Source organism: Mycoplasma anserisalpingitidis, from assembly GCF_007858495.1.
Taxonomy (GTDB): domain Bacteria; phylum Bacillota_I; class Bacilli_A; order Mycoplasmatales; family Metamycoplasmataceae; genus Mycoplasmopsis; species Mycoplasmopsis anserisalpingitidis_A.
Genome location: NZ_CP041663.1, coordinates 92,499 through 112,371, shown reverse-complemented (window position 1 = coordinate 112,371; position 19,873 = coordinate 92,499). Strand labels below are relative to the sequence as shown.

Sequence of the window (19,873 nt, the reverse complement as noted above, 5' to 3'; positions counted from 1 at the left end):
ATTATATATCGGAGGGATTATGAAAAAATTATTAAATAAAGTGGAAAATGTTGTTCCAGAAATGCTTGAAGGTTTAGCTAAATCTAACCCTAATATTTATAAACTTGAAGGATATAATGTTATTGTTAGAAAAAATAAAGCTAATAAAGTTACATTAATTTCTGGAGGTGGTGCTGGACATGAGCCAGCTCACGCAGGATATGTTACATATGGTATGCTTGATGCTGCTGTTTCTGGAGAAGTATTTACTTCACCTACACCAGATCAAGTTTTAGCTGCTATTAAAGAAGTTGGAAATGAAAAAGGTGTTCTTTTAGTTGTTAAAAACTATACCGGAGACGTTATGAACTTTGAAATGGCTGCAGATTTTGCTCAAATGGGAAATATTAACGTTAAAAGTGTTATTGTAAATGATGATATAGCTGTTGAAAACAGTTTATATACTGTTGGAAAAAGAGGTGTTGCTGGTACAGTTTTAGTTCATAAAATTGCTGGTTCAGCTGCAGAAGATGGTCATGATTTAGAGTATGTAACTCAAATTGCTCAAGAAGTTGTTGACAATACAGCTACTCTAGGAATGAGTTTAGGTGGATGTACAGTTCCTGCTTCTGGTAAAAAATCATTTGAACTTGCTGAAGATGAAATTGAAATGGGACTAGGAATCCATGGAGAGCCTGGTACTCATAAAGAAAAAATTAAAAGTTCTGAAGAACATGTTAAATATATGTTAGATAAACTATTAGAACACTCTAAAGTAAAAGAAAATGATGAAATTTGTGTTTTAGTAAACGGTCTTGGTGCTACAACACTTATGGAACTTTATGTAATTAATAATGATGTAAACAAATACTTAGAAAGTAAAAAGATTAAAATTCACAAGAATCTTGTTGGAAATTACATGACATCACTTGAAATGCCTGGATTTTCAATCACAGTTCTTAAATTAAGTGAAAAAACAAAAAAATATTTAGACTTCGACATTAAAAACAATTTATTTTAATTAAATATTGTAGAAAGATAAACTAATGAATAAAATTGTTACAACTCAAGAATTAATTGATATTCTTAAAAAAATAGCTTCTAAAATTGAAATGCATGAAGAAGAACTAACAGATTTAGATAGACAAATTGGAGATGGTGATCACGGAACAAACTTAAAACGTGGTTTTCATGAATTATTACCTATTTTAGAATCTAGTTCTAATAAAACTACCACTGAATTACTGAACTCATGTTCAATGATAATGATGAGTAAAGTTGGTGGAAGTTCTGGACCACTTTTAGCTACTGCATTCATGAGAATGGCAAAAGAAACTGAATTAAACAAAATGCTTTTAGCAGCTGCTGAAGGAATTAAAATGCGTGGTAAAGCTGCTGTTGGTGAAAAAACAATGTTAGATGTTTTAGAACCATTTGCTAAAACTTTTGATGAATTACTTCAAAAAGGTGAAAATAGTAAATCAGCCTTAGAAAAAGCATTAAAAGTTGCTTATGATTCAAAAGAATCAATAAAGAATAAACCAGCAACCAAAGGAAGAGCAAGTTATCTTGGTGAACGTTCTGTTGGAATAGTTGATCCCGGTTCACAAAGTATGTATTACATATTAGAAACTTTAGTGGAGAATTATAATGATTAATTTTGTTGTGGTAAGTCACAGTAAAAAACTAGCTGAATCGGCAATTGAACTTGCTTCAATTATGAAAAATAGTGAATTCAAAATTGTTAATGCAGCAGGTTTGGTTGATAGTGATGGTTTTGGAACTGATGTTCAAAAGGTCATTGAATCTATTAATTCTGTTAACGAAGGTGATGGTGTTTTGGTTTTCTGTGAAATCGGTTCATCGCTTATGAGTTCGCAAATGGCGGTTGAAATGATAGGTGATGAAAAAGTTGTTTTAGTTGACGCGCCTTTTGTTGAGTCACTAATGGCTGCAACAGCTACAAATAATGAAAACATCACACTTGAACAACTTCTAGAAGAAACTCTTTTAACCAAAAGTTTTTCAAAATTATAAATGAAAAAGTTGACATTTATTTGTCAACTTATTTTTTATTCCTCTTCAATTATTTCAGCGATGTTCTTAGCATTTGCTTTTTCTTCTTTAAGTTTTTTATGCAATAATGGATAACTTTTAGCAGTTACTATTTTACTTAACTCTAAGTCATTCAATTTATTAGGAAGTTCGCTATAAAATCTATTTTTGAATATATTAAATACCTTTTTAACTTCTTCAAGCTTTTTAATTGCTGAATCAATTTCATCTTCCATTTTATTTAAGTTACTATCCAATCTACCAGAAGTTGTTAAGATACTTTCAACACGTTGATGAATATTTTTTTCTAATTCTAAAAGTGAAACGTTATAATCATCATTTTCTTTTTCTTTTAATTTGAGTTTGTAATAATCTCTTTCGAATTTAACAATAAATTTAATAAATTCAACAATTTGTTTTGGACGAATTACATACATGTTTTCATAAAGTCCACTCATATCCTTAAAACCATTATTATAAATCTCATTTTCAGGCTCATAAGTAGTTACTAAAACAGCATATTTACATTTTTTACTTTTACGATTTCTATCTAACTTTTCTAAAAAACTTGTATTTTTTCTATTTTCATTACTCATCATACGTTTCATCTCAAACATAATCGAAGTAACTTCAATTTTTTTGTCCTCATCCAAAAATAAACGATAAATAAAATCACCTTTTTCATTTTCTTCATCAAGCTTTGTATCTTTTTCAAATGTAGAGTACCTTTGAATTTCAAAATCACATTCTTCCATGTATTTATCTTTACAATATTCTTCCAAGGTACCGCCATAGGTTGAAATACCGTAAACTTTTGAAGTATTCAGTTCATTTTTTTGAATTTCATTAACTCTTGCAATTTCCTCAGTTAATTTAGTATTCACCATTTTAATTTGAGTTATTTCAGCATCTTTATCATTAATTAGTTTTTCGTATTTTTCTTTTTCTTTATTTAAATTTTCATTTAACATTTCATTAAATTTATTTGTAATTTTTAATTCATTATCATGATTTAACAAAATTAATTTGTTTTTTTCTTCGTTTAATGATTCGATTTTATGTTTATTTTCATTTTGAATTTGATTAATTTCGTCATTTAATTTTATTTTGAATTCATTTTCTTTTTCTTTAAGAATTAATGAGTATTTTTCATCCATACTACTGTTTTTATTTTGCAACTCATTAATTTTATTTAGCAAATCATTTTTTTCTATTTTAATTTTGCTGATTTGCTCATTAATTTTTTGTAATTCAATATTTTTTTCTTTTTCTAACTTAATAAGAGCTTCTTTGTGTTCGGATTTTTGTTGATTTTCTTTATCTTTAAGAATTAATGAATACTTCTCGTCAATACTGTTATTTTTAATTTCTAATTCGTTTATTTTGTTTAATAAATTATTTTTTTCTGATTCAAGTTCTTTCAATTGATCACTAATTTTTTGAACTTCTATATTTTTCTCTTTTTCTAATTTATTCGTCAATTCATTCAATTCATTCTTTTGTTGGTTTTCTTTATTTTTTAAAATTAGTGAATATCTTTCATCAGAGGCTTGATTTTTAATTTCTAGTTCATTTATTTTATTCAATAAGTCATTTTTTTCTGATTCAACTTTTTTAAGTTGCTCACTAAATTTTTGAAATTCATTATTTTTTTCTCTTTGTAACTCTGTTTCATATTTAAGTTTTAAACTTTCATTGATTTCTTCTTTTATTTTTTTACTTGAATTCTCATAGAAAAAATTATAAATTTCATTCTCAACTTTCTCTGTTAATTCAATTGTTGTATTACATTTTGGGCAATTTATTTTTATATGTTGCATTTCTCTCCTTGTTATAATCCTATATTTAAAATGATAGCGTATTTAAAGTTTTTTTAGAATTAAAAGAGCGTTCCACAAATGTGGAAATTTTACTTTTTTTGCAAAAAATGAAAATGATTTCATTAAAATATTAATGTAATCAAACATACGAGGAGATTAAAAAATGAAAAAATATGATGTAGTTATTATAGGAGCTGGTATCATCGGAGCATCTATCGCTTACGAGTTGTCAAGATATAAACTTGATGTGCTAGTTGTTGAAAAAAATCCAAAAGTTGCTGATGAAACTTCATTAGGTAACTCAGGATTAATTCACGGAGGTTTTGATCCTGAACCACACAAAATTGAAGCTAAATTAAACTTATCAGGAAATATTAAGTGACAAACAGATTGATTTAAACACTTAAAATTCCCTAGAGTTAAAATCGACTCATTAATCTTAGCATTCAATGAAGAAGAAATGAAACATGTTCACATGTTATATGATCGTGGGTTAGTAAACAAACTTGATCCTAAAGACTTAAAAGTTCTTACAAAAGAAGAAGTCCTTAAAAAAGAACCTAATGTTAATCCAGATGTTTTAGGTGCTTTATTATGTACTTCGTCAGTTGCCATTCACCCAGTCGAAGCAACTAAAGCACTTTTAGGAGCATCAAAACAAAATGGAACAGAATTAAAAGTAAGTGCAGAGGTTACAGATATCAAATATGAAAATAATGAATTTACATTAACACTTAATGGAACTGATAAAGTGGTAGCGAAAAAAGTTGTTAATGCTGCTGGACACTATGCTGACATTCTAGCAAACAAATTCAACTTCGATGACTTCAAACAAACAACACGTCGTGGAGAATATCGTATTTTAGATAACTATGACAAAAATCTAATTGGTTCAGTATTATTTAAAGTACCTACAATTCATGGAAAAGGTGTTATTGTTGCGCCAACATTAGATGGTCACTACTTAGTTGGACCTACAGCTGAGGAAGGTGTACCACGTGAAGACACAAGACTTGTAACAAGAGAAAAATACGATTACATTGGAGAAATTGGAAAGAAAATTGTTCCTTCACTTAAATTAGATAGAACAATAATGACACTTTCAGGTTCACGTCCAATTGATGTTGAAACAAATGACTTTGTTATCCGTAAATCAAAAAACAACCCACATTTTGTTTTAGCCGCTGGTATGCAATCACCTGCACTTAGTTCAGCCCCATCAATTGCTGAAGAAATTGTTAAATTACTTGAATTAAAACTTGAAAAACGTGAAGATTTCAAACCTGATTATGAAATCGACGTATTCTAAAATTAGGTAGTAAAGGTAAATATGAATAAAGATAAATATATCATTACTCTTGATGAAGGTACAACATCTTGTCGTACAATTGTGTTTGATCACAACGCAAATATTGTATCTACATCACAACATGAGTTTACACAATATTATCCAAAAAGTGGATGAGTTGAACATGATGCATTAGAAATTTGGAACACCCAACTCTCAACAATGCAATCAGCAAAAAATAAAGCAAATATTAAATCTAATGACGTTGTAGCAGTTGGTATCACAAATCAACGTGAAACAGTTGTTTTATGAAACAAAGAAACAGGTCTACCAGTATACAATGCCATTGTTTGACAAGATAGAAGAACAAGTGATTACTGTGACACTTTAACAGAACACATTGAAATGGTTCGTCAAAAGACTGGATTAATCATTAACCCTTACTTCAGTGGAACTAAGATTAGATGAATTCTTAAAAATGTTCCTGAAGCTCAAAAGGCTTTAGAAAGTGGTTCATTACTTGCTGGTACAATTGATACTTGATTAATTTGAAAATTAACTGGTGGAAATGTTCATGCTACTGACGTATCAAATGCCTCTAGAACATTATTATTTAATATCAACACAATGGATTGAGATGATGAATTGTTAGAATTATTTGAAATTCCACGTTCAATTCTTCCAGAAGTTAAATCTTCAAGTGAAGTATATGGAATCATTAATCCAAAACACTGATCATTAAGAGCTACTGGTGAAGTTCCAATTGCTGGGGTAGCCGGAGACCAACAATCAGCTTTATTTGGTCAATTATGTAATAAAGTTGGTATGGTTAAAAATACTTATGGAACAGGTTGCTTCACCTTGATGAATATCGGTGATAAACCTATTCTTTCAAAGAACAAATTATTAACAACAGTTGCATGACAACTTGGTAAAGAAAAGCCTGTTTACGCACTTGAAGGTTCGGTGTTCATCGCTGGTGCAGCTATTCAATGAATTCGTGATGGATTACAATTAATCTATAACTCAGCAGAATCAGATTTCTATGCTTCACTTGCTGAGAAAGATAATACTCACCAAGTATATTTAGTACCATCATTCACAGGTTTGGGAGCACCATATTGAGATTCATACTCACGTGGAGCAATCTTCGGAATCGAAAGAGGCACTAAGAAAGAACACATAGTTAAAGCAACTTTAGAATCAATTGCATATCAATCAAACGATTTAATCAAAGCTATGGCTGCTGATGTTGATAAGAAAATTGAAGTTCTTAAAGTTGACGGAGGAGCATCAAATTCAAATTATTTAATGCAATTCCAATCATCAATTTCTAATGTTAAAGTTATTCGTCCAAAAAACGTTGAGACTACAGCTTTAGGAGCAACATTCCTTGCTGGATTGGCAACAAAATATTGAGATAATCTTGATGAAATTGAAAAAAATACAATGGTTGACAAAGAATTCACACCACAATTATCTTCAAAAGAAGTTGAAACATTAATTCGTGGGTGAGATGAAGCAGTTAAACGTACATTTAACTGAGTAAAAGAAATCGAGGTAAAATAATAAATGGGAACAGCCTTTTTAAGTGAATTTATAGGAACAATGGTTCTTATAATTCTAGGTAATGGTGTTTGTGCAAGTGCAAACTTCAAAAATATGTTTGCACACAAAACACAAAATTGGGTATTAATTACTTTTGGATGAGCTATCGCCGTATTTGGTGGTATTGTTGCATCAGGAGCAATCACTGGTTCAGTAGCGCACTTAAACCCAGCAGTTACTGTTTGAAGTTTAATCAAAACATTTGCTGATGGTACTACAAGTAGTACAGGGACAGTTATTGGTACACACGTTCTTTACATTGTAGGTCAAATTGTTGGAGCATTTGTAGGACAAGTTATTCTTAATGTTATTAACTGAAATCACATTAAAGAAAATGAACTTAGTGCGTTAAAAGGTTCATCATGTACAGGTCCTTCACACCAAGGGAAATTTGCACAAAATATGATGTATGAATTCCTTGGTACAGCAATCCTTATCGGAATTATTCATGCTGGTTCATTAAATCCTAATTTCACAGTTTTAGGAACTATGGGAGTTCCATGAATCATTTTAGGAATTGGTATGTCTCTTGGTTCAGCTACAGGTTATGCAATTAACCCAGTTAGAGATTTAGTTCCAAGATTAGTATACTTCTTAACAGTTAAATTAATGTTCAAAGATGTTAAAGATGCACCTAGTGCAGATTGAAAATATGGTCTATTAGTTCCAGGTTTAGCACCTTTATTAGCTGGAGTTGTAGTTCCATTAGTATTCATGGCTTTCAAAGCAATGAATGTTCTTGCTGCATAATTCAATAAATTAATAACTCATTATAAAAAATAGTTGGCAAATTCATGTCAACTATTTTTATTCATTAAACGTAGAATTATTTAATAGAATCTACTAAGTTTTTAAGAAGGCAAACAACAGTCATTGGTCCAACTCCACCAGGAACTGGAGTAATTGCTGCAACTTTATCTTTTACACTTTCAAAATCTACATCACCAGAAATAACATCAGGTAAATGATCATCTAAATTAGTACCAACATCAATAACTATAGCACCATCTTTAACGTTAGCAGCCTTAACTAATTTAGCTTCGCCAGCAGCAACAACTACGATATCAGCATTTTCAACACCCTTAATACCTGTGTGTTCATCATAAGTTGCAACTGAAGCACCCATTCTTTTAATAATGTGAGCTACAGGTTTACCAACTAAATAACTTCTACCAATAACAGCAACTCTTTTATCTTCAACTTCAATGTTGTAGTGTTCCATTAATTCAAGAACAGCTCTAGCAGTTGCTGGAACAAAGAATTTGTCTTTAGTTCTCGAACCGTTGTACAAGGCAAATTCATTTCTATTACTTAAGCCATCAATATCTTTTTCATATGGAATTGCATCCATTATAACTTGAGTTGGAATATGCTTAGGTAATGGTAATTGAACAATTATTCCATCACTATAGTCATTAATTGAATCCATTTTTTTAAGCAGTCTGTCTTGACTAATTGATTCATCATATTTGTATAAAGTAGCTTCAATACCTAAATATTCAGCTTTTTTAATTTTATTTTGAACATATTTATTTGAAGCAGGATTATCACCAACTTGAACAATACCAAGACGTATTTTTCTTGGTAAATTCATTGAATCAATCTCATTTTTTAATTTTTCTAACTCTCTTTTAGCTAACTCGACTCCACTTAATATTTGCATCTAAGTTCCTCCTCATAAATTTTTAGTTCTTCTTGATATTTTTCAAGCTTATCTTTTTCTGCTTGAACTTTTTCAATAGGAGCTTTTTCAGTAAAGTTTTTATTATTCAGCATGTTTGAAGCTCTGTTTATTTCAAACTTAACTTTTTCAATCTTTTCAATTAATCTTTGTTTATTAATTTCTTTTTGATTAGCATCAATTTCAATAAATAAATTACCAGAATTTAATGCAAAAATTGCATCATTATTTTGTTTGAATTCAGCACTAGCCATTTTTCTAATTGTATCTTTTGCAACGTCATTTAACTCATTATCAAAGAAATAATTAATAATTTCTTTCTTAGATATTTGATTTTCTTCACGATATTTTCTAATTGTTGAAATAATTTCAATCAAAGTATCGATATATTCAACATTTTTGAATTCTTCTAATTTAGGTCAACTATTTTCTAATAATTCTTCATTATAAATATCACTAAATAATCTATCTGTTATAAAAGGCATAAATGGGTGAAGAATAATTAAAATATTTTTAAGAATTTCTAAAGATACTTTTTTAGAAGCGTTTGATTTAATTAATTCAATATATCATGAGCTAAAGTCATTGTATATAAATTTATTAACTTCAGCACACATTAATGTAAATTCATATTTTTCCATGAATTTGTCAATATTGTTTTGTAAAGCAATAATTTTATTTGTAATTCATTTATCTGCATCAGTGTATTCAGAATTATTATTATCTTCCATCTCACAAATGTATCTGGCAATATTCCACAATTTATTATTCATTGCTCAAGCTACTTGAATTTTTTCTGGAGAATATCTAATGTCCATTCCTGGAGTAGTGTTTGCAATTAAGAATCATCTTAAAGCATCAGAACCGTATTTATCAACCACATCCATTGGGTCAATACCATTATTCAATGATTTAGACATTTTTCTATTTTGTTCATCTCTGATAAGACCATGAAGTAAAACATGTTTGAAAGGTTTTTCATTTTGGAATTCTAAACCAAAAAGATACATACGTGCAATTCAGAAGAAAATTAAATCATAACCAGTTACTAATACATCGCCAGGATAATATCTTTTTAATTTTTCATCACTATTCGGTCAACCTAAGAAAGCAAATGGAGCTAAACCGCTTGAGAATCATGTATCAAGTACATCAGGGTCTTGAACTCAACCTTCACCCGGACATTCAATTTGAACTTTAATTTCATTTCCTTTATATCAACAAGGTATTTGGTGTCCTCACCATAATTGTCTAGAAATAGTTCAATCATAAACATTTTCCATTCATTGTTTTAATGTATTTTCAAAACGTGAAGGGAAAAATTCAACTTTTTCTCCACTTTTAAGATGATTTAAAATATCATTTGCGAATTTATCCATTTTAACAAATCATTGAGGCATAACAAGAATTTCAACTGGTGCCTTACTTCTATCACTATAACCAACATTAGAAATTGAATTTTCAACTTTAGTTAAATAATGATTTATTTCAAGATATTTTGCAATTGCTTCACGAGCAGCAAATCTTTCTAATTTATCAAATTCACTTCCCGGAGCATTGATATAACCTTTTTTATCAATAGTTTCAAGAATTTCTAAATTATGTTTTTTAATAATTTCAATATCAATTTCAGCATGTGCCGATAATTTCATAACACCTGAACCAAAATCTTTATCAACATAACTATCTTCAATAATAGGTAATCTTCTCTTTGTAATTGGATGAATAGCAAATTTTCCTTGAAGATGTTTATATCTAGTGTCTTCTGGATTGTAAACTAAAGCTACGTCTGAAAGTAAAGTTTCAGTTCTAACTGTTGCAACTTCTAAAAATTGTTCTGAATTTTCAATAAAGTACTTAATATAGTACATTTTTTGCTCAGTTGGTTTATTAACAACTTCAATATTTGATAAAGCTGTTTCAAGTTCTGGATCTCAATTTATTGCCTTAACATCTCTATAAATTAATCCTTTGTTATATAACTCAATAAAAACTTTTAGAACTGCATTATTAGCACTTTCATCTAGAGTAAATCTTTCATTAGAATAATCAAGAGCAAGTCCTAATGATGACCATTGCTTTCTAAAGGTTGCTGCATATTCATCTTTTCAATCTCAAACTAATTTAAGAAAGTCTTCTCTTCCTAAATCATGTCTGGTTAAACCTTTAGTTTCATATAAAGTTTGTTCAACTTTAGCTTGTGTAGCAATTCCTGCATGGTCCATCCCAGCTATTCAAAACACATCAAAGTTATTTAATTTTTTATAACGAATAATTGTGTCAGGAATATATGAATCTAGTGCGTGACCTAGGTGTAATTTACCTGTTACGTTTGGTGGTGGTAAAAGAATTGAAAAAGGTTTTTTTCTCTCATCATGATCCATGAAAAATCTTTTTTCTTGTCATTTTTTTTCAATATTTTTTTCAACTTCTTTATGATTATAAATTTTTTCCACGATGTCCTCTTTTTTACAAAATATATATTTAAAATATTTATTTATATTTTACCACAAATATGACATTTACAGTTCCATACACTAATTATGGAAGTTTTATAGTGATTTTTCTAATATTTTAGGTAGAATTAACTTATCAAAATAAAAAAAGAGGTATTTTATGAAAAAAATAAAAAATAAATTATTGCTAATCGGTTCTGTAGTATCTACTTCTTCTTTTTTAGCTTTATCGGCTTCATGTTCAAATAAAAATGAAGAAGAAATCAAAGTAGAAAATCCAAATGATAATACTCAAAATGAAGTAAAAATTAATTTCGATAATCAATTTTTGCTTAACTTAGACAAAGAATACTTTAATTTTAAATTAATTGATACTTATCAAGAAAATAATAAAGAAAAACTTCAACAAAATTACATTGATTTTATTAAGAAAACTTTTGATTTGATTAAGCAATTAATTAATAATTTAAAAGAAGTTATAACACCTATCTCTTCAAAAGAAACTGAAACTATGAAAGAATTGGTTAATAGTATTGATACTTTATTAACTGATATAGAAGAAGTAATCAAAATAGATACTGATGAAAAGTTTGATGAATTCCAAAGTAAATCAAACGAGATTAATGACGCTTCTCTTTCAGATCTTTTACAAAAAGTAAATTTAGCTGTATCAGATTCAAACAATGAATTTGATGATTCAATGAAACAAAAAATATCACAATATAGTCTTAAACACCAAAAAGATTTACTTTACAAATCAACTGAACTCGCTCTACAAAATCAAAAATCAGTTATCGAATATGTTAAAACAAATAACTCAGATTTATATCAACTTGCAAATGATTTATTTCAAATTAAATCTCAAGATAAAATTTCAGTTCTAATTAATAAAGCAATTGAAAACTTAGATAGTGAAAATAGTGAAACTTTATCCGATTCACTTTTAAGTTATCAAGCAACTCTCAAAGTATTGAGTTATGCAGAATTAATTCAGAATAATAATATTAAAAATGGTTTGGTTTTACCACAAAAATTAAATCATAATATACCTTTTGATGCTAATCCAGCATTTGTGACAACTATTGAATCTTGAAAATTAATTGAAAATGATTTAGATTCATCAAATGAAAATTCAATTTTTATTAAAAATTCTAAGGAAGAAATCGTTGGTATTGAATATTTCAAAAATAATAATAGATTTATTTCGAACCAAGATGAAGATATTGATGAAGAATTAACAATTTCGATAGCAAATATTGTAAATGAAGTATTAAAAAGAAATCCAAAATTAAAAAGCATCACTAGAATTAAGGCAACTGATAATGGACCAATTTTACTAACAAACCTAAATAATCAAGTGATTTCAAACCTAGAAGAAGTTAAAAACGAAAATTCAACTACAAACAAAATAACTATAAAAAGAACCGAAGGACAAATAAATGTTTTTGCTCAATATCCTTTAATTCTTCAACAACTTTTAAATTCAAATTTAATACAAATTTCTCAAGATGATCTTAATTTTATAGTATTAATTTTCAATTACTAATTTATGGTTAATTTTCTTAAATTAACCTTTTTATATACCTTTTTAACAAACATAATATTATTTAAAAATAATGTAAAATTTAAGTAATATTTATAATGAATGGAGCAATATGATTTTTAAAATTAAAGGTACGAAAGATTATGATAAATATGATGTTGCTTTAAGAGATGATATTTACAATAATTTTAATAATTTAATTAAAATTTATAATTTTAAAATGATTGATACTCCTATTTTTGAGGCTACTGAATTATTCAAACGCTCAAATGAATCAAGCGATATGGTTCGTAAGGAAATGTATGATTTTCTTGATAAGGGTAAACGTTCAATTTGTCTTAGACCAGAAGGAACTGCGCCATTTATTCGTGCTTTAATTGAAAATAAATGATATGTAGATCAAAATAAATTCGCTTATTTTGGTCCGATGTTCAGATACGAACAACCTCAAAAAGGGCGTTATCGTCAATTTATACAAGCGGGAATTGAATATTTATCTAATAAAAATCCACTATATGACGTTGAAGTAATTTTGATGGCAAAAGAAATCATTGGAAAATATTTTGACTTCGACAATGAAATTGAACTGAAAATTAATTCAATCGGTGATCTTGAAACTAGACAAAAGTACGAAAATGACGTTTACGATTTCCTTCTTCCATATTACGAGCAATTGACTCAAACAAGTAGAGAAAGATTAAATGAACGTAAAGTTTTAAGAATTCTTGATGATAAAATTGATTCAAAACATGAGTTTATGAAAAATTGTCCAAAAATTATTGATTATTTAAGTTCTGGTTCACGGGATTACTTTGATGCAATTTGTGATAAACTTAAAAATCAAAATATTAAATTTACTATTTCTACTGATTTAGTGAGAGGTTTGGATTATTATGATGAATTAGTTTTTGAATTTGTTGTTAAAACTCAAGAAAATGAATTAACTGTTCTTGGCGGTGGGAGATATTCAAAGCTAATTAACGAACTTGGCGGACCTGATCTATCAAGTATTGGATTTGGTCTTGGCGTTGATCGTATGATGGCTTTGATTAAAGATATTCACCCTGAAATAAATGAAAAATTAGTAAAAAATGTCGATTCAGTTGAAGTTTTTGCAACAACAAGTACAGATAACATCGAAAATAAAAACATTATTTTTGAATTAGTTAATAATTTGAGAAAAAACAATATTAGTGTTGAATTTAATCCTGATGAAATTAAGATTAAGAAAATTTTTAACCATGCTCAAAAGTATAATGCTAAATTTTTATTATTTGATGATATTAAAGTGGAAAACAAAATATTACTAAAAAATTTAGAAACTAAAGAAACATATCAGTTAGAAAAAAATGATTCAATTTTAACAAACATCATGAACTTATTAAAAAAATAACTAAGGATAATTATGAAAAAAGAAATTAAAAACAATGAATTAAGAATAGAAAATGTTGGTCAAAAAGTTACTCTCTACGGTTGAGTTGCTAACAAAAGAAGATTTGGTGAATTAAATTTTGTTGACTTAAGAGATAAATATGGAATTACTCAATTGGTTTTTAATAAACCAATTAATTTCTCAAAAGAAAGTGTTTTAGAAGTACAAGGTTTGGTTGTTGAAAGAAAAGATAAAAACCCAAGTTTGGAAACTGGTGATATTGAAGTTGTAGTTGAAGACTTCACAATTCTTTCGAGTGCTGCTGAATTACCTTTTTCAATTAAGGATGAAATTGAAGTTAAAGAAGATTTAAGACTAAAATATAGATATTTAGACTTAAGAAGACCAGTGATGCAAAAAACTCTTGCACTTAAAAATAAAATTTTCTATCACATTAGAGAATATATGCAAGAAAATGACTTTACTGAATTAGAAACCCCTATGTTGGCTAAAGCTACACCAGAAGGCGCTAGAGACTTTTTGGTTCCAACAAGAACTAAAGGAACATTCTTCGCCTTACCACAATCACCACAATTATTCAAACAATTATTAATGGTTGCTGGTTTTGAAAGATACTATCAATTCGCTAGATGTTTTAGGGACGAAGACTCTAGAAAAGATAGACAACCAGAGTTTACTCAATTGGATATTGAAGTAAGTTTTATGTCCGTTGAAAAATTCCAAGAAATGGTTGAAGGTTTATTCAAACATTTCATGAAGAAAATAGGTCATGAAATTAAAACTCCATTCCAAAGATTGAAATTTGATGACTGTATTAGAGATTATGGAACAGATAAACCTGACTTAAGATATGAGTACAAAATTATCGATATTGATTCATTCTGCAATAATACAGATTTTAATGTAATTAAAGACGCAAAAAGCAAGAGAATGCTTAAAGTTCCATCGATAATTTCTAAAAAAGATTTCAAATCTCTTGAAGAGATTGCTAATAAAAATAAAGCAAAAATATTATTTTATTTTGTAGTTGAAAATGGTCTTGTATCACATTCAAACTTTGCAAAGAAAGTTTCTGATGAAGTTAATAAACTTATCCAAATTCATGGTGATGGTTCATATTTCATTGTTGCAGATGAATTTGAAAATGCTTCAAAAGCTCTTGGTGCAGTTCGTGTTGAATTAAACAACATGTTTAATTATGCACGTGATGAATATAACTTTAGCTGAATTGTTGATTGACCAATGTTCGAATACGATGAAACATTTAAACGTTGACAAGCAGCACACCACCCATTCACTCAATTTGATAATACTCTAGAAGAAATTAATACATTAGAACTTTCAAAATTACGTGCCAAGAGTTATGACTTAGTATTAAACGGATTTGAATTAGGATCTGGTTCTGCTAGAATTAGCGATCCACAAATGCAAGAAAAAATGTTTGAACTTATTGGTATGACTAAGGAAGAACAAGAATCAAAATTTGGTTTCTTCCTTAAAGCGTTTAATTACGGAGTTCCACCACACTGTGGAATTGGTTTGGGTATGGACAGATTAACAATGATTTTATCCAACCATAAAACAATAAGAGATGTTATTGCATTCCCTAAAAACGCAAAAAATCAAGACGTATTTACTGAAGCTCCAAGTGGAGTTTCTGAAGAACAACTTCAAGAATTATTTATTAAAGTCATTCATGAAGAAAATTAATCGAATGTGTAAAAAAGTTGACAATATAATAGAAGTCAACTTTTTTTGTTTCGTTGCATATTCCTTTATTTGTATAAAAAAATTACCATTCAAGGTAATTTTAGTATTATAAATTTTCAACAAGTGAATTAATTTTATTATCATATTCACTGATTAATTCACCATTATTTAATGAATTTGCTAAATTAACTTTAGTTCCAGCAACCAAAAGTGATTGAACTTTTTTTGCACCTAAGAACTTGAATGTTCCTTCTAGTCAACTTAAATGGTTTCCTCAAGGATATCAACCTTCAGGAGCTCCTTGAGTTGCAATAATAGCCACATCAATATTAGTTAATAAACCTATAGCATCACCTTTTTTACTATATTTATATGAAAATGTTTGGTCTGCAACCGAAATAGCATCAATAAAGTTTTTTACAATTGTTGATGGACCAAAATTTATCATTGGAACAGAAATAATAACTTTATCAACTTCTTTCATCTTTGAAATTCACTTTGCACTTTCAACGTCTGTGTAATAGGTTGAAAATGATTTTTGTGTTAAGAACACATCAGCTAATTTAGTTTTGGCTAAGTTGATTACTTCAACTTCAGCATCTTGATATTTAGATTCTACTTTGTCAACAAAATAGTCAACAACTTTATTTGAAAATGAATTAGCATCCGCTACTAGATTTCCTTTAAGTACTAAAACCTTCATATTACCTCACTTTCAAAATTATATTAATTTGATCTTATTATTTTGTAATAACAGCAACAACTTCGTTTGCTTTTGAAACTTTTTTAACTTCTGTAAAGTTTGTGAATTTAGATTCTTTAGTTGCTATCAAAATAACATTTGGATTTAAATTATCTTGTAAAATTCTCTTTACATTAACAGTAGCTAATTTTTGACCTTTTTGGATTTTATCATTTTGACTTACAAATGTTTCAAAACCGATTCCACCTAAGTTAACTGTGTCAATACCGATGTGAATTAAAAGACTTAAACCATTAGGTGATACAATTCCATAAGCGTGTTTTGATGGGAAGCACACTTCTAATGTACCATCAACTGGCGAAATAATGTCAACTGTTTCTTTTTTAGAAATGTCAAACACAATTCCGTCACCTAACATTTTTTCACTAAATACACCGTCATTTAATGTTTCAAGACCAACTACTTTTGCATCAGTAATACCTAAAATTTCAACACTGTCAACATTTTCTTCAGCTTTTTTAGAAGGACATGTTCCATCTGGACATTTTTCTTCTTTAGCTGCTTCTTGAACTGCTTTAGGTGCTAAGTTACCTTCTTGAACCTTTACATTACTTGCCTCAATTTTTTTGAAGTATGTAATAAATTTACGAACTTCTAAGTTAACTTCATCAGCTCTTTCACCTAACTTAACATCAACATATCTAGGTCCAACAATTGTAACTTTTTCAGCTCCAATTTTTTCTAATTCTGCTACATTAATTTTTGAACTATCTTTAACATCGTATCTTAAGCTTGTAGCTCCATTGTTAAATCCAGTAATGTTACTAATTCCACCAAGATTTGCAACTAAATCTTGAATAAATTGTGAAGGAATTTCAGATGGTTGTTCATCCTTCTTAGCAAACATTGATTTAATTTTATTTAAAAAACTCATTATTACTCCTTATTAATTAGTAAATTAATACTGGTTAATTATAATACATTAAATTTATTAAAATCTTTTTAACATCTTTGTTGCTATTTTGTTATGGTTTTTTTTCCATAAATGTAATTAAAAACAATGATTAAGGTAAAACTTTTATACAAAAATACCAAATAAAAAATATAAAGTAAATTTATTTTTTATTAAAATCAATATTAAACATTAATCAATTTTACAAATATTTTATTTATAAAAATCATTACAAAACAACTCCAAAACAATTTATTCACTGATTAATCAATATATTAAAAATTTAAAATAAATATTGTTATTAAAAAATAAATAAAATTATATAATAACAATTAATTATGGATAAAGATAGTATTGTAAAGAAAACACCATTAGTTATCTTCTCAGGACCAAGCGGAGTTGGTAAAGGAACAGTTGAAAGATTATTATTTGAATTCGATGAGTTACACTTATCGCTCTCTTGTTCTGCAACAACTAGAAAACCTCGTGAAGGTGAAATTAACGGAATTCATTACTATTTTTATGATAAATCATTATTCCAACAAATGATAAAAGGTAGAGAGTTTATTGAATTCTCTTACCACTTTGATAACTATTATGGTACTTTGTACAGTGAATTAACAAGAATTTCTAATCGTGGTATGACTCCGATGTTAGAAATTGAAACTCGTGGTGCTAAACAAGTTATTGAAAAATTAAAAGATGATGATAGATATAACTTAATTACAATATTTTTACTTCCACCTTCAATTGATGATCTAAGAAACAGAATATTAAAAAGAGGTTCTGAAGACAATCACACAATGAAAGCTAGATTACACAAAGCAACTGAAGAGATTGCCGAATCAAGTGTTTTTAAATATAAAATAATTAACGATATTCCTGAACGTGCAGCTAATGAAATTAAGGAAATTCTTTATAAGGAGCTAGGCATTAAATGCAATGATTAGTAAAATCTATTAAAGGTGATTTTAGAGATGAAAATCAAGATAGAGTTGAAATAATTGAAAAAGATAATACGGTTTTAGCTCTTTTATGCGACGGAATGGGTGGCCACTTCGGTGGTTCTTTTGCTTCTTCAATTGCTGTAAATGTTATCGCTAAAGAGTTTTTAGATAATTTTAATTCTAACTTAGGCGATCATAAAAAATGATTTTATGATCTGATAGATATTGTTAAGATCAATATGAAAAGACAATCAATTAATGAAGAAATGCATGATATGGGGACTACTCTAACTGCAGCTTTAATCCTTAAAAAACAAAAGAAAATTATTATTTTTAACTCAGGCGACTCTCGAACATACATACTTAATAAAAATAATGATTTGATTCAAATTACAGTTGACCATAATTATTACAACCAACTAATTCAAGAGGGTTATGATAAAGTAATTGCAAATTCTCAAAGAGAATCAAAATATTTAACTAGTGCACTTGGTCCAACTAAAAAAACTACTCTTGAAGTTTTTGAGTTAAATACTGAAAGTTATATGAAAACTAGAAGTATTTTACTTACTAGTGATGGTGTTCATAGTTTTTTAAATAATGATGAGATTGAACTTATCGTCAGAAATTGTGATTTATCACTTAAAAATAGAATCGAAACTATTCTTACAAGTGCACAAATTGCAAACTCCAATGATAATATAAGTGTAGCTCTTATAGACTTTGAAGAGGAAGATTATGTCTAAAAGTTATGCTGAATTACCATTCAGAGAGTCAAAAGTTTACAAAACTTATACTATCTTAAAATTAATTGGAACTGGTGGAATGAGTTCGGTTTTTTTAGTGAACAAAAAGAACAAACCCGATGAACTTTATGCACTAAAATACCGTATTCAAGACAACAACAATAACAACTATATTCGTTTTAAGCGTGAAATTGAACTATTGCAAAAAATAAGTTCTCCAAACGTTCCAAAACTTTTTGATTATCATATCGATGAAAGAGAACAATATTTTGTAATGGAATATGTAAATGGTAAAAGTTTAAGATCGATGATAGAAGAAAATGGATTTCTTAATTCTCGTCTTGCAGTTAGTTTTGCAAAACAGATTGCAGCCGGAATTGGAGAGTTACATTCAAATGGTATAGTTCATAGAGATATCAAAAGCAGTAATATATTAATTTCGGATAAGTTGACCGTTAAAATAATTGATTTGGGAATTTCTATGTCAAGCGAACATAATAATCAACGTTTAACTAAAACTCACAGTATTGTTGGCTCAGTATATTATCTTGCACCAGAATTAATTGATGATAATACTAAAATAACTAAACAAGTTGATATTTATGCTCTAGGTGTGCTCCTTTTTGAAATGATAACTGGAAAATATCCTTTCAGCAATAAAAATGCTATCCAAACTATTCAAATGCACAAAGAAAATGAATTTCCTAGAGTAAAAGATTTTAGAGAAGTGCCTCAAGCATTAGAAAATGTTATTCTAAAGGCGACTGCTAAAAACCCAAACAATCGTTATGAATCAATGTGAGAATTTAGAAAAGATATTGACACTTGCTTACTAACTTCTCGCTCACTAGAAGCTCCAATATCAGCCAAAACGGCAAAAAGTAAAAAAACTATCGCAGATTACACAAGTAGTTGGAGATTTAATGTAATTTTAATTTCTGTTTTAGTTTTAATTAGTATTATTTTAATAACTATTTCAATTTTAATTTAGG

17 protein-coding genes are annotated in these 19,873 nt (G+C 28.3%); 12 read left to right on the top strand and 5 right to left on the bottom strand.

Translation table 4 applies throughout. The features are described 5' to 3' along the window. The first annotated feature begins 19 nt into the window (after window positions 1-19). The 3 genes from dhaK to dhaM are packed head-to-tail and all read left to right on the top strand — an operon-like array spanning window position 20 to window position 2,016. Window positions 20-1,000 carry a dihydroxyacetone kinase subunit DhaK gene (dhaK, locus tag FOY43_RS00505; RefSeq protein WP_146308541.1) on the top strand — a complete coding sequence of 327 codons (981 nt, stop codon included), beginning with the start codon at window positions 20-22 and terminating at the stop codon, window positions 998-1,000. A 25-nt stretch (window positions 1,001-1,025) separates the two neighbouring features. After that, window positions 1,026-1,637 carry a dihydroxyacetone kinase subunit DhaL gene (gene dhaL / locus FOY43_RS00500; protein WP_146308539.1) on the top strand — a complete coding sequence of 204 codons (612 nt, stop codon included), beginning with the start codon at window positions 1,026-1,028 and terminating at the stop codon, window positions 1,635-1,637. Next, on the top strand, window positions 1,630-2,016 hold the full coding sequence (gene dhaM / locus FOY43_RS00495; protein WP_146308537.1) for a dihydroxyacetone kinase phosphoryl donor subunit DhaM: 387 nt from the start codon (window positions 1,630-1,632) through the stop codon (window positions 2,014-2,016). The genes dhaL and dhaM overlap by 8 nt, the downstream gene beginning before the upstream one ends. Before the next feature lie 35 nt (window positions 2,017-2,051). On the opposite strand, the gene FOY43_RS00490 is transcribed toward dhaM, so the two are convergent. Continuing rightward, window positions 2,052-3,854, bottom strand: coding sequence for a DUF2130 domain-containing protein (locus tag FOY43_RS00490; protein WP_146308535.1), 1,803 nt, complete (start codon window positions 3,852-3,854; stop codon window positions 2,052-2,054). A gap of 163 nt (window positions 3,855-4,017) precedes the next feature. Here FOY43_RS00490 and glpO point away from each other — a divergent pair, with 163 nt between their 5' ends. Genes glpO through FOY43_RS00475 form a run of 3 tightly spaced genes read left to right on the top strand, consistent with a single transcriptional unit; the run spans window position 4,018 to window position 7,500 of the window. Next, complete coding sequence (gene glpO / locus FOY43_RS00485) at window positions 4,018-5,163, top strand: type 2 glycerol-3-phosphate oxidase (protein WP_146308533.1); 1,146 nt, start codon at window positions 4,018-4,020, stop codon at window positions 5,161-5,163. A 21-nt stretch (window positions 5,164-5,184) separates the two neighbouring features. Further along, window positions 5,185-6,711: a glycerol kinase GlpK gene (glpK, locus tag FOY43_RS00480; RefSeq protein WP_146308531.1), complete on the top strand. Its 1,527-nt coding sequence runs from the start codon at window positions 5,185-5,187 to the stop codon at window positions 6,709-6,711. 3 nt (window positions 6,712-6,714) lie between these two features. Next, window positions 6,715-7,500: an MIP/aquaporin family protein gene (locus FOY43_RS00475; RefSeq protein WP_146308529.1), complete on the top strand. Its 786-nt coding sequence runs from the start codon at window positions 6,715-6,717 to the stop codon at window positions 7,498-7,500. 76 nt (window positions 7,501-7,576) lie between these two features. Here the strand turns inward: FOY43_RS00475 and FOY43_RS00470 are convergent, their stop codons facing one another. Beyond that, complete coding sequence (locus tag FOY43_RS00470; RefSeq protein WP_146308527.1) at window positions 7,577-8,413, bottom strand: bifunctional 5,10-methylenetetrahydrofolate dehydrogenase/5,10-methenyltetrahydrofolate cyclohydrolase; 837 nt, start codon at window positions 8,411-8,413, stop codon at window positions 7,577-7,579. Next, window positions 8,401-10,887, bottom strand: a complete 2,487-nt coding sequence (locus FOY43_RS00465) for a valine--tRNA ligase (RefSeq protein ID WP_146308525.1) — start codon at window positions 10,885-10,887, stop codon at window positions 8,401-8,403. The genes FOY43_RS00470 and FOY43_RS00465 overlap by 13 nt, the downstream gene beginning before the upstream one ends. Before the next feature lie 160 nt (window positions 10,888-11,047). On the opposite strand from FOY43_RS00465, the gene FOY43_RS00460 reads away from it, so the two are divergent. The 3 genes from FOY43_RS00460 (at window position 11,048) to aspS (ending at window position 15,533) form a co-directional block, all read left to right on the top strand. Further along, the gene (locus FOY43_RS00460; RefSeq protein WP_146308523.1) at window positions 11,048-12,433 is read left to right on the top strand and encodes a hypothetical protein; all 1,386 of its coding nucleotides are present in this window, start codon (window positions 11,048-11,050) and stop codon (window positions 12,431-12,433) included. Window positions 12,434-12,542: 109 nt separating this feature from the next. Beyond that, window positions 12,543-13,823 (top strand): histidine--tRNA ligase, encoded by a 1,281-nt coding sequence (gene hisS / locus FOY43_RS00455; RefSeq protein ID WP_146308521.1) that lies wholly within the window; start codon window positions 12,543-12,545, stop codon window positions 13,821-13,823. 12 nt (window positions 13,824-13,835) lie between these two features. Continuing rightward, complete coding sequence (aspS, locus tag FOY43_RS00450) at window positions 13,836-15,533, top strand: aspartate--tRNA ligase (RefSeq protein ID WP_201273914.1); 1,698 nt, start codon at window positions 13,836-13,838, stop codon at window positions 15,531-15,533. A 106-nt stretch (window positions 15,534-15,639) separates the two neighbouring features. Here the strand turns inward: aspS and FOY43_RS00445 are convergent, their stop codons facing one another. Together FOY43_RS00445 and FOY43_RS00440 are read right to left on the bottom strand one after the other, a co-directional pair. Continuing rightward, the gene (locus tag FOY43_RS00445; RefSeq protein ID WP_146308517.1) at window positions 15,640-16,236 is read right to left on the bottom strand and encodes an FMN-dependent NADH-azoreductase; all 597 of its coding nucleotides are present in this window, start codon (window positions 16,234-16,236) and stop codon (window positions 15,640-15,642) included. Between the two features lie 37 nt (window positions 16,237-16,273). Next, a complete protein-coding gene (locus FOY43_RS00440) occupies window positions 16,274-17,170 on the bottom strand; it encodes a PTS glucose transporter subunit IIA (protein WP_146308515.1) in 897 nt (298 codons plus the stop codon). Between the two features lie 356 nt (window positions 17,171-17,526). Here FOY43_RS00440 and gmk point away from each other — a divergent pair, with 356 nt between their 5' ends. The 3 genes from gmk to FOY43_RS00425 are packed head-to-tail and all read left to right on the top strand — an operon-like array spanning window position 17,527 to window position 19,872. Continuing rightward, a complete protein-coding gene (gene gmk / locus FOY43_RS00435) occupies window positions 17,527-18,138 on the top strand; it encodes a guanylate kinase (RefSeq protein WP_146308513.1) in 612 nt (203 codons plus the stop codon). Further along, complete coding sequence (locus FOY43_RS00430) at window positions 18,126-18,881, top strand: PP2C family protein-serine/threonine phosphatase (RefSeq protein ID WP_146308511.1); 756 nt, start codon at window positions 18,126-18,128, stop codon at window positions 18,879-18,881. Before gmk ends, FOY43_RS00430 begins: the two co-directional genes overlap by 13 nt. After that, on the top strand, window positions 18,874-19,872 hold the full coding sequence (locus FOY43_RS00425; protein ID WP_146308509.1) for a serine/threonine-protein kinase: 999 nt from the start codon (window positions 18,874-18,876) through the stop codon (window positions 19,870-19,872). The genes FOY43_RS00430 and FOY43_RS00425 overlap by 8 nt, the downstream gene beginning before the upstream one ends. The last annotated feature ends 1 nt before the right edge of the window (window position 19,873 follow it).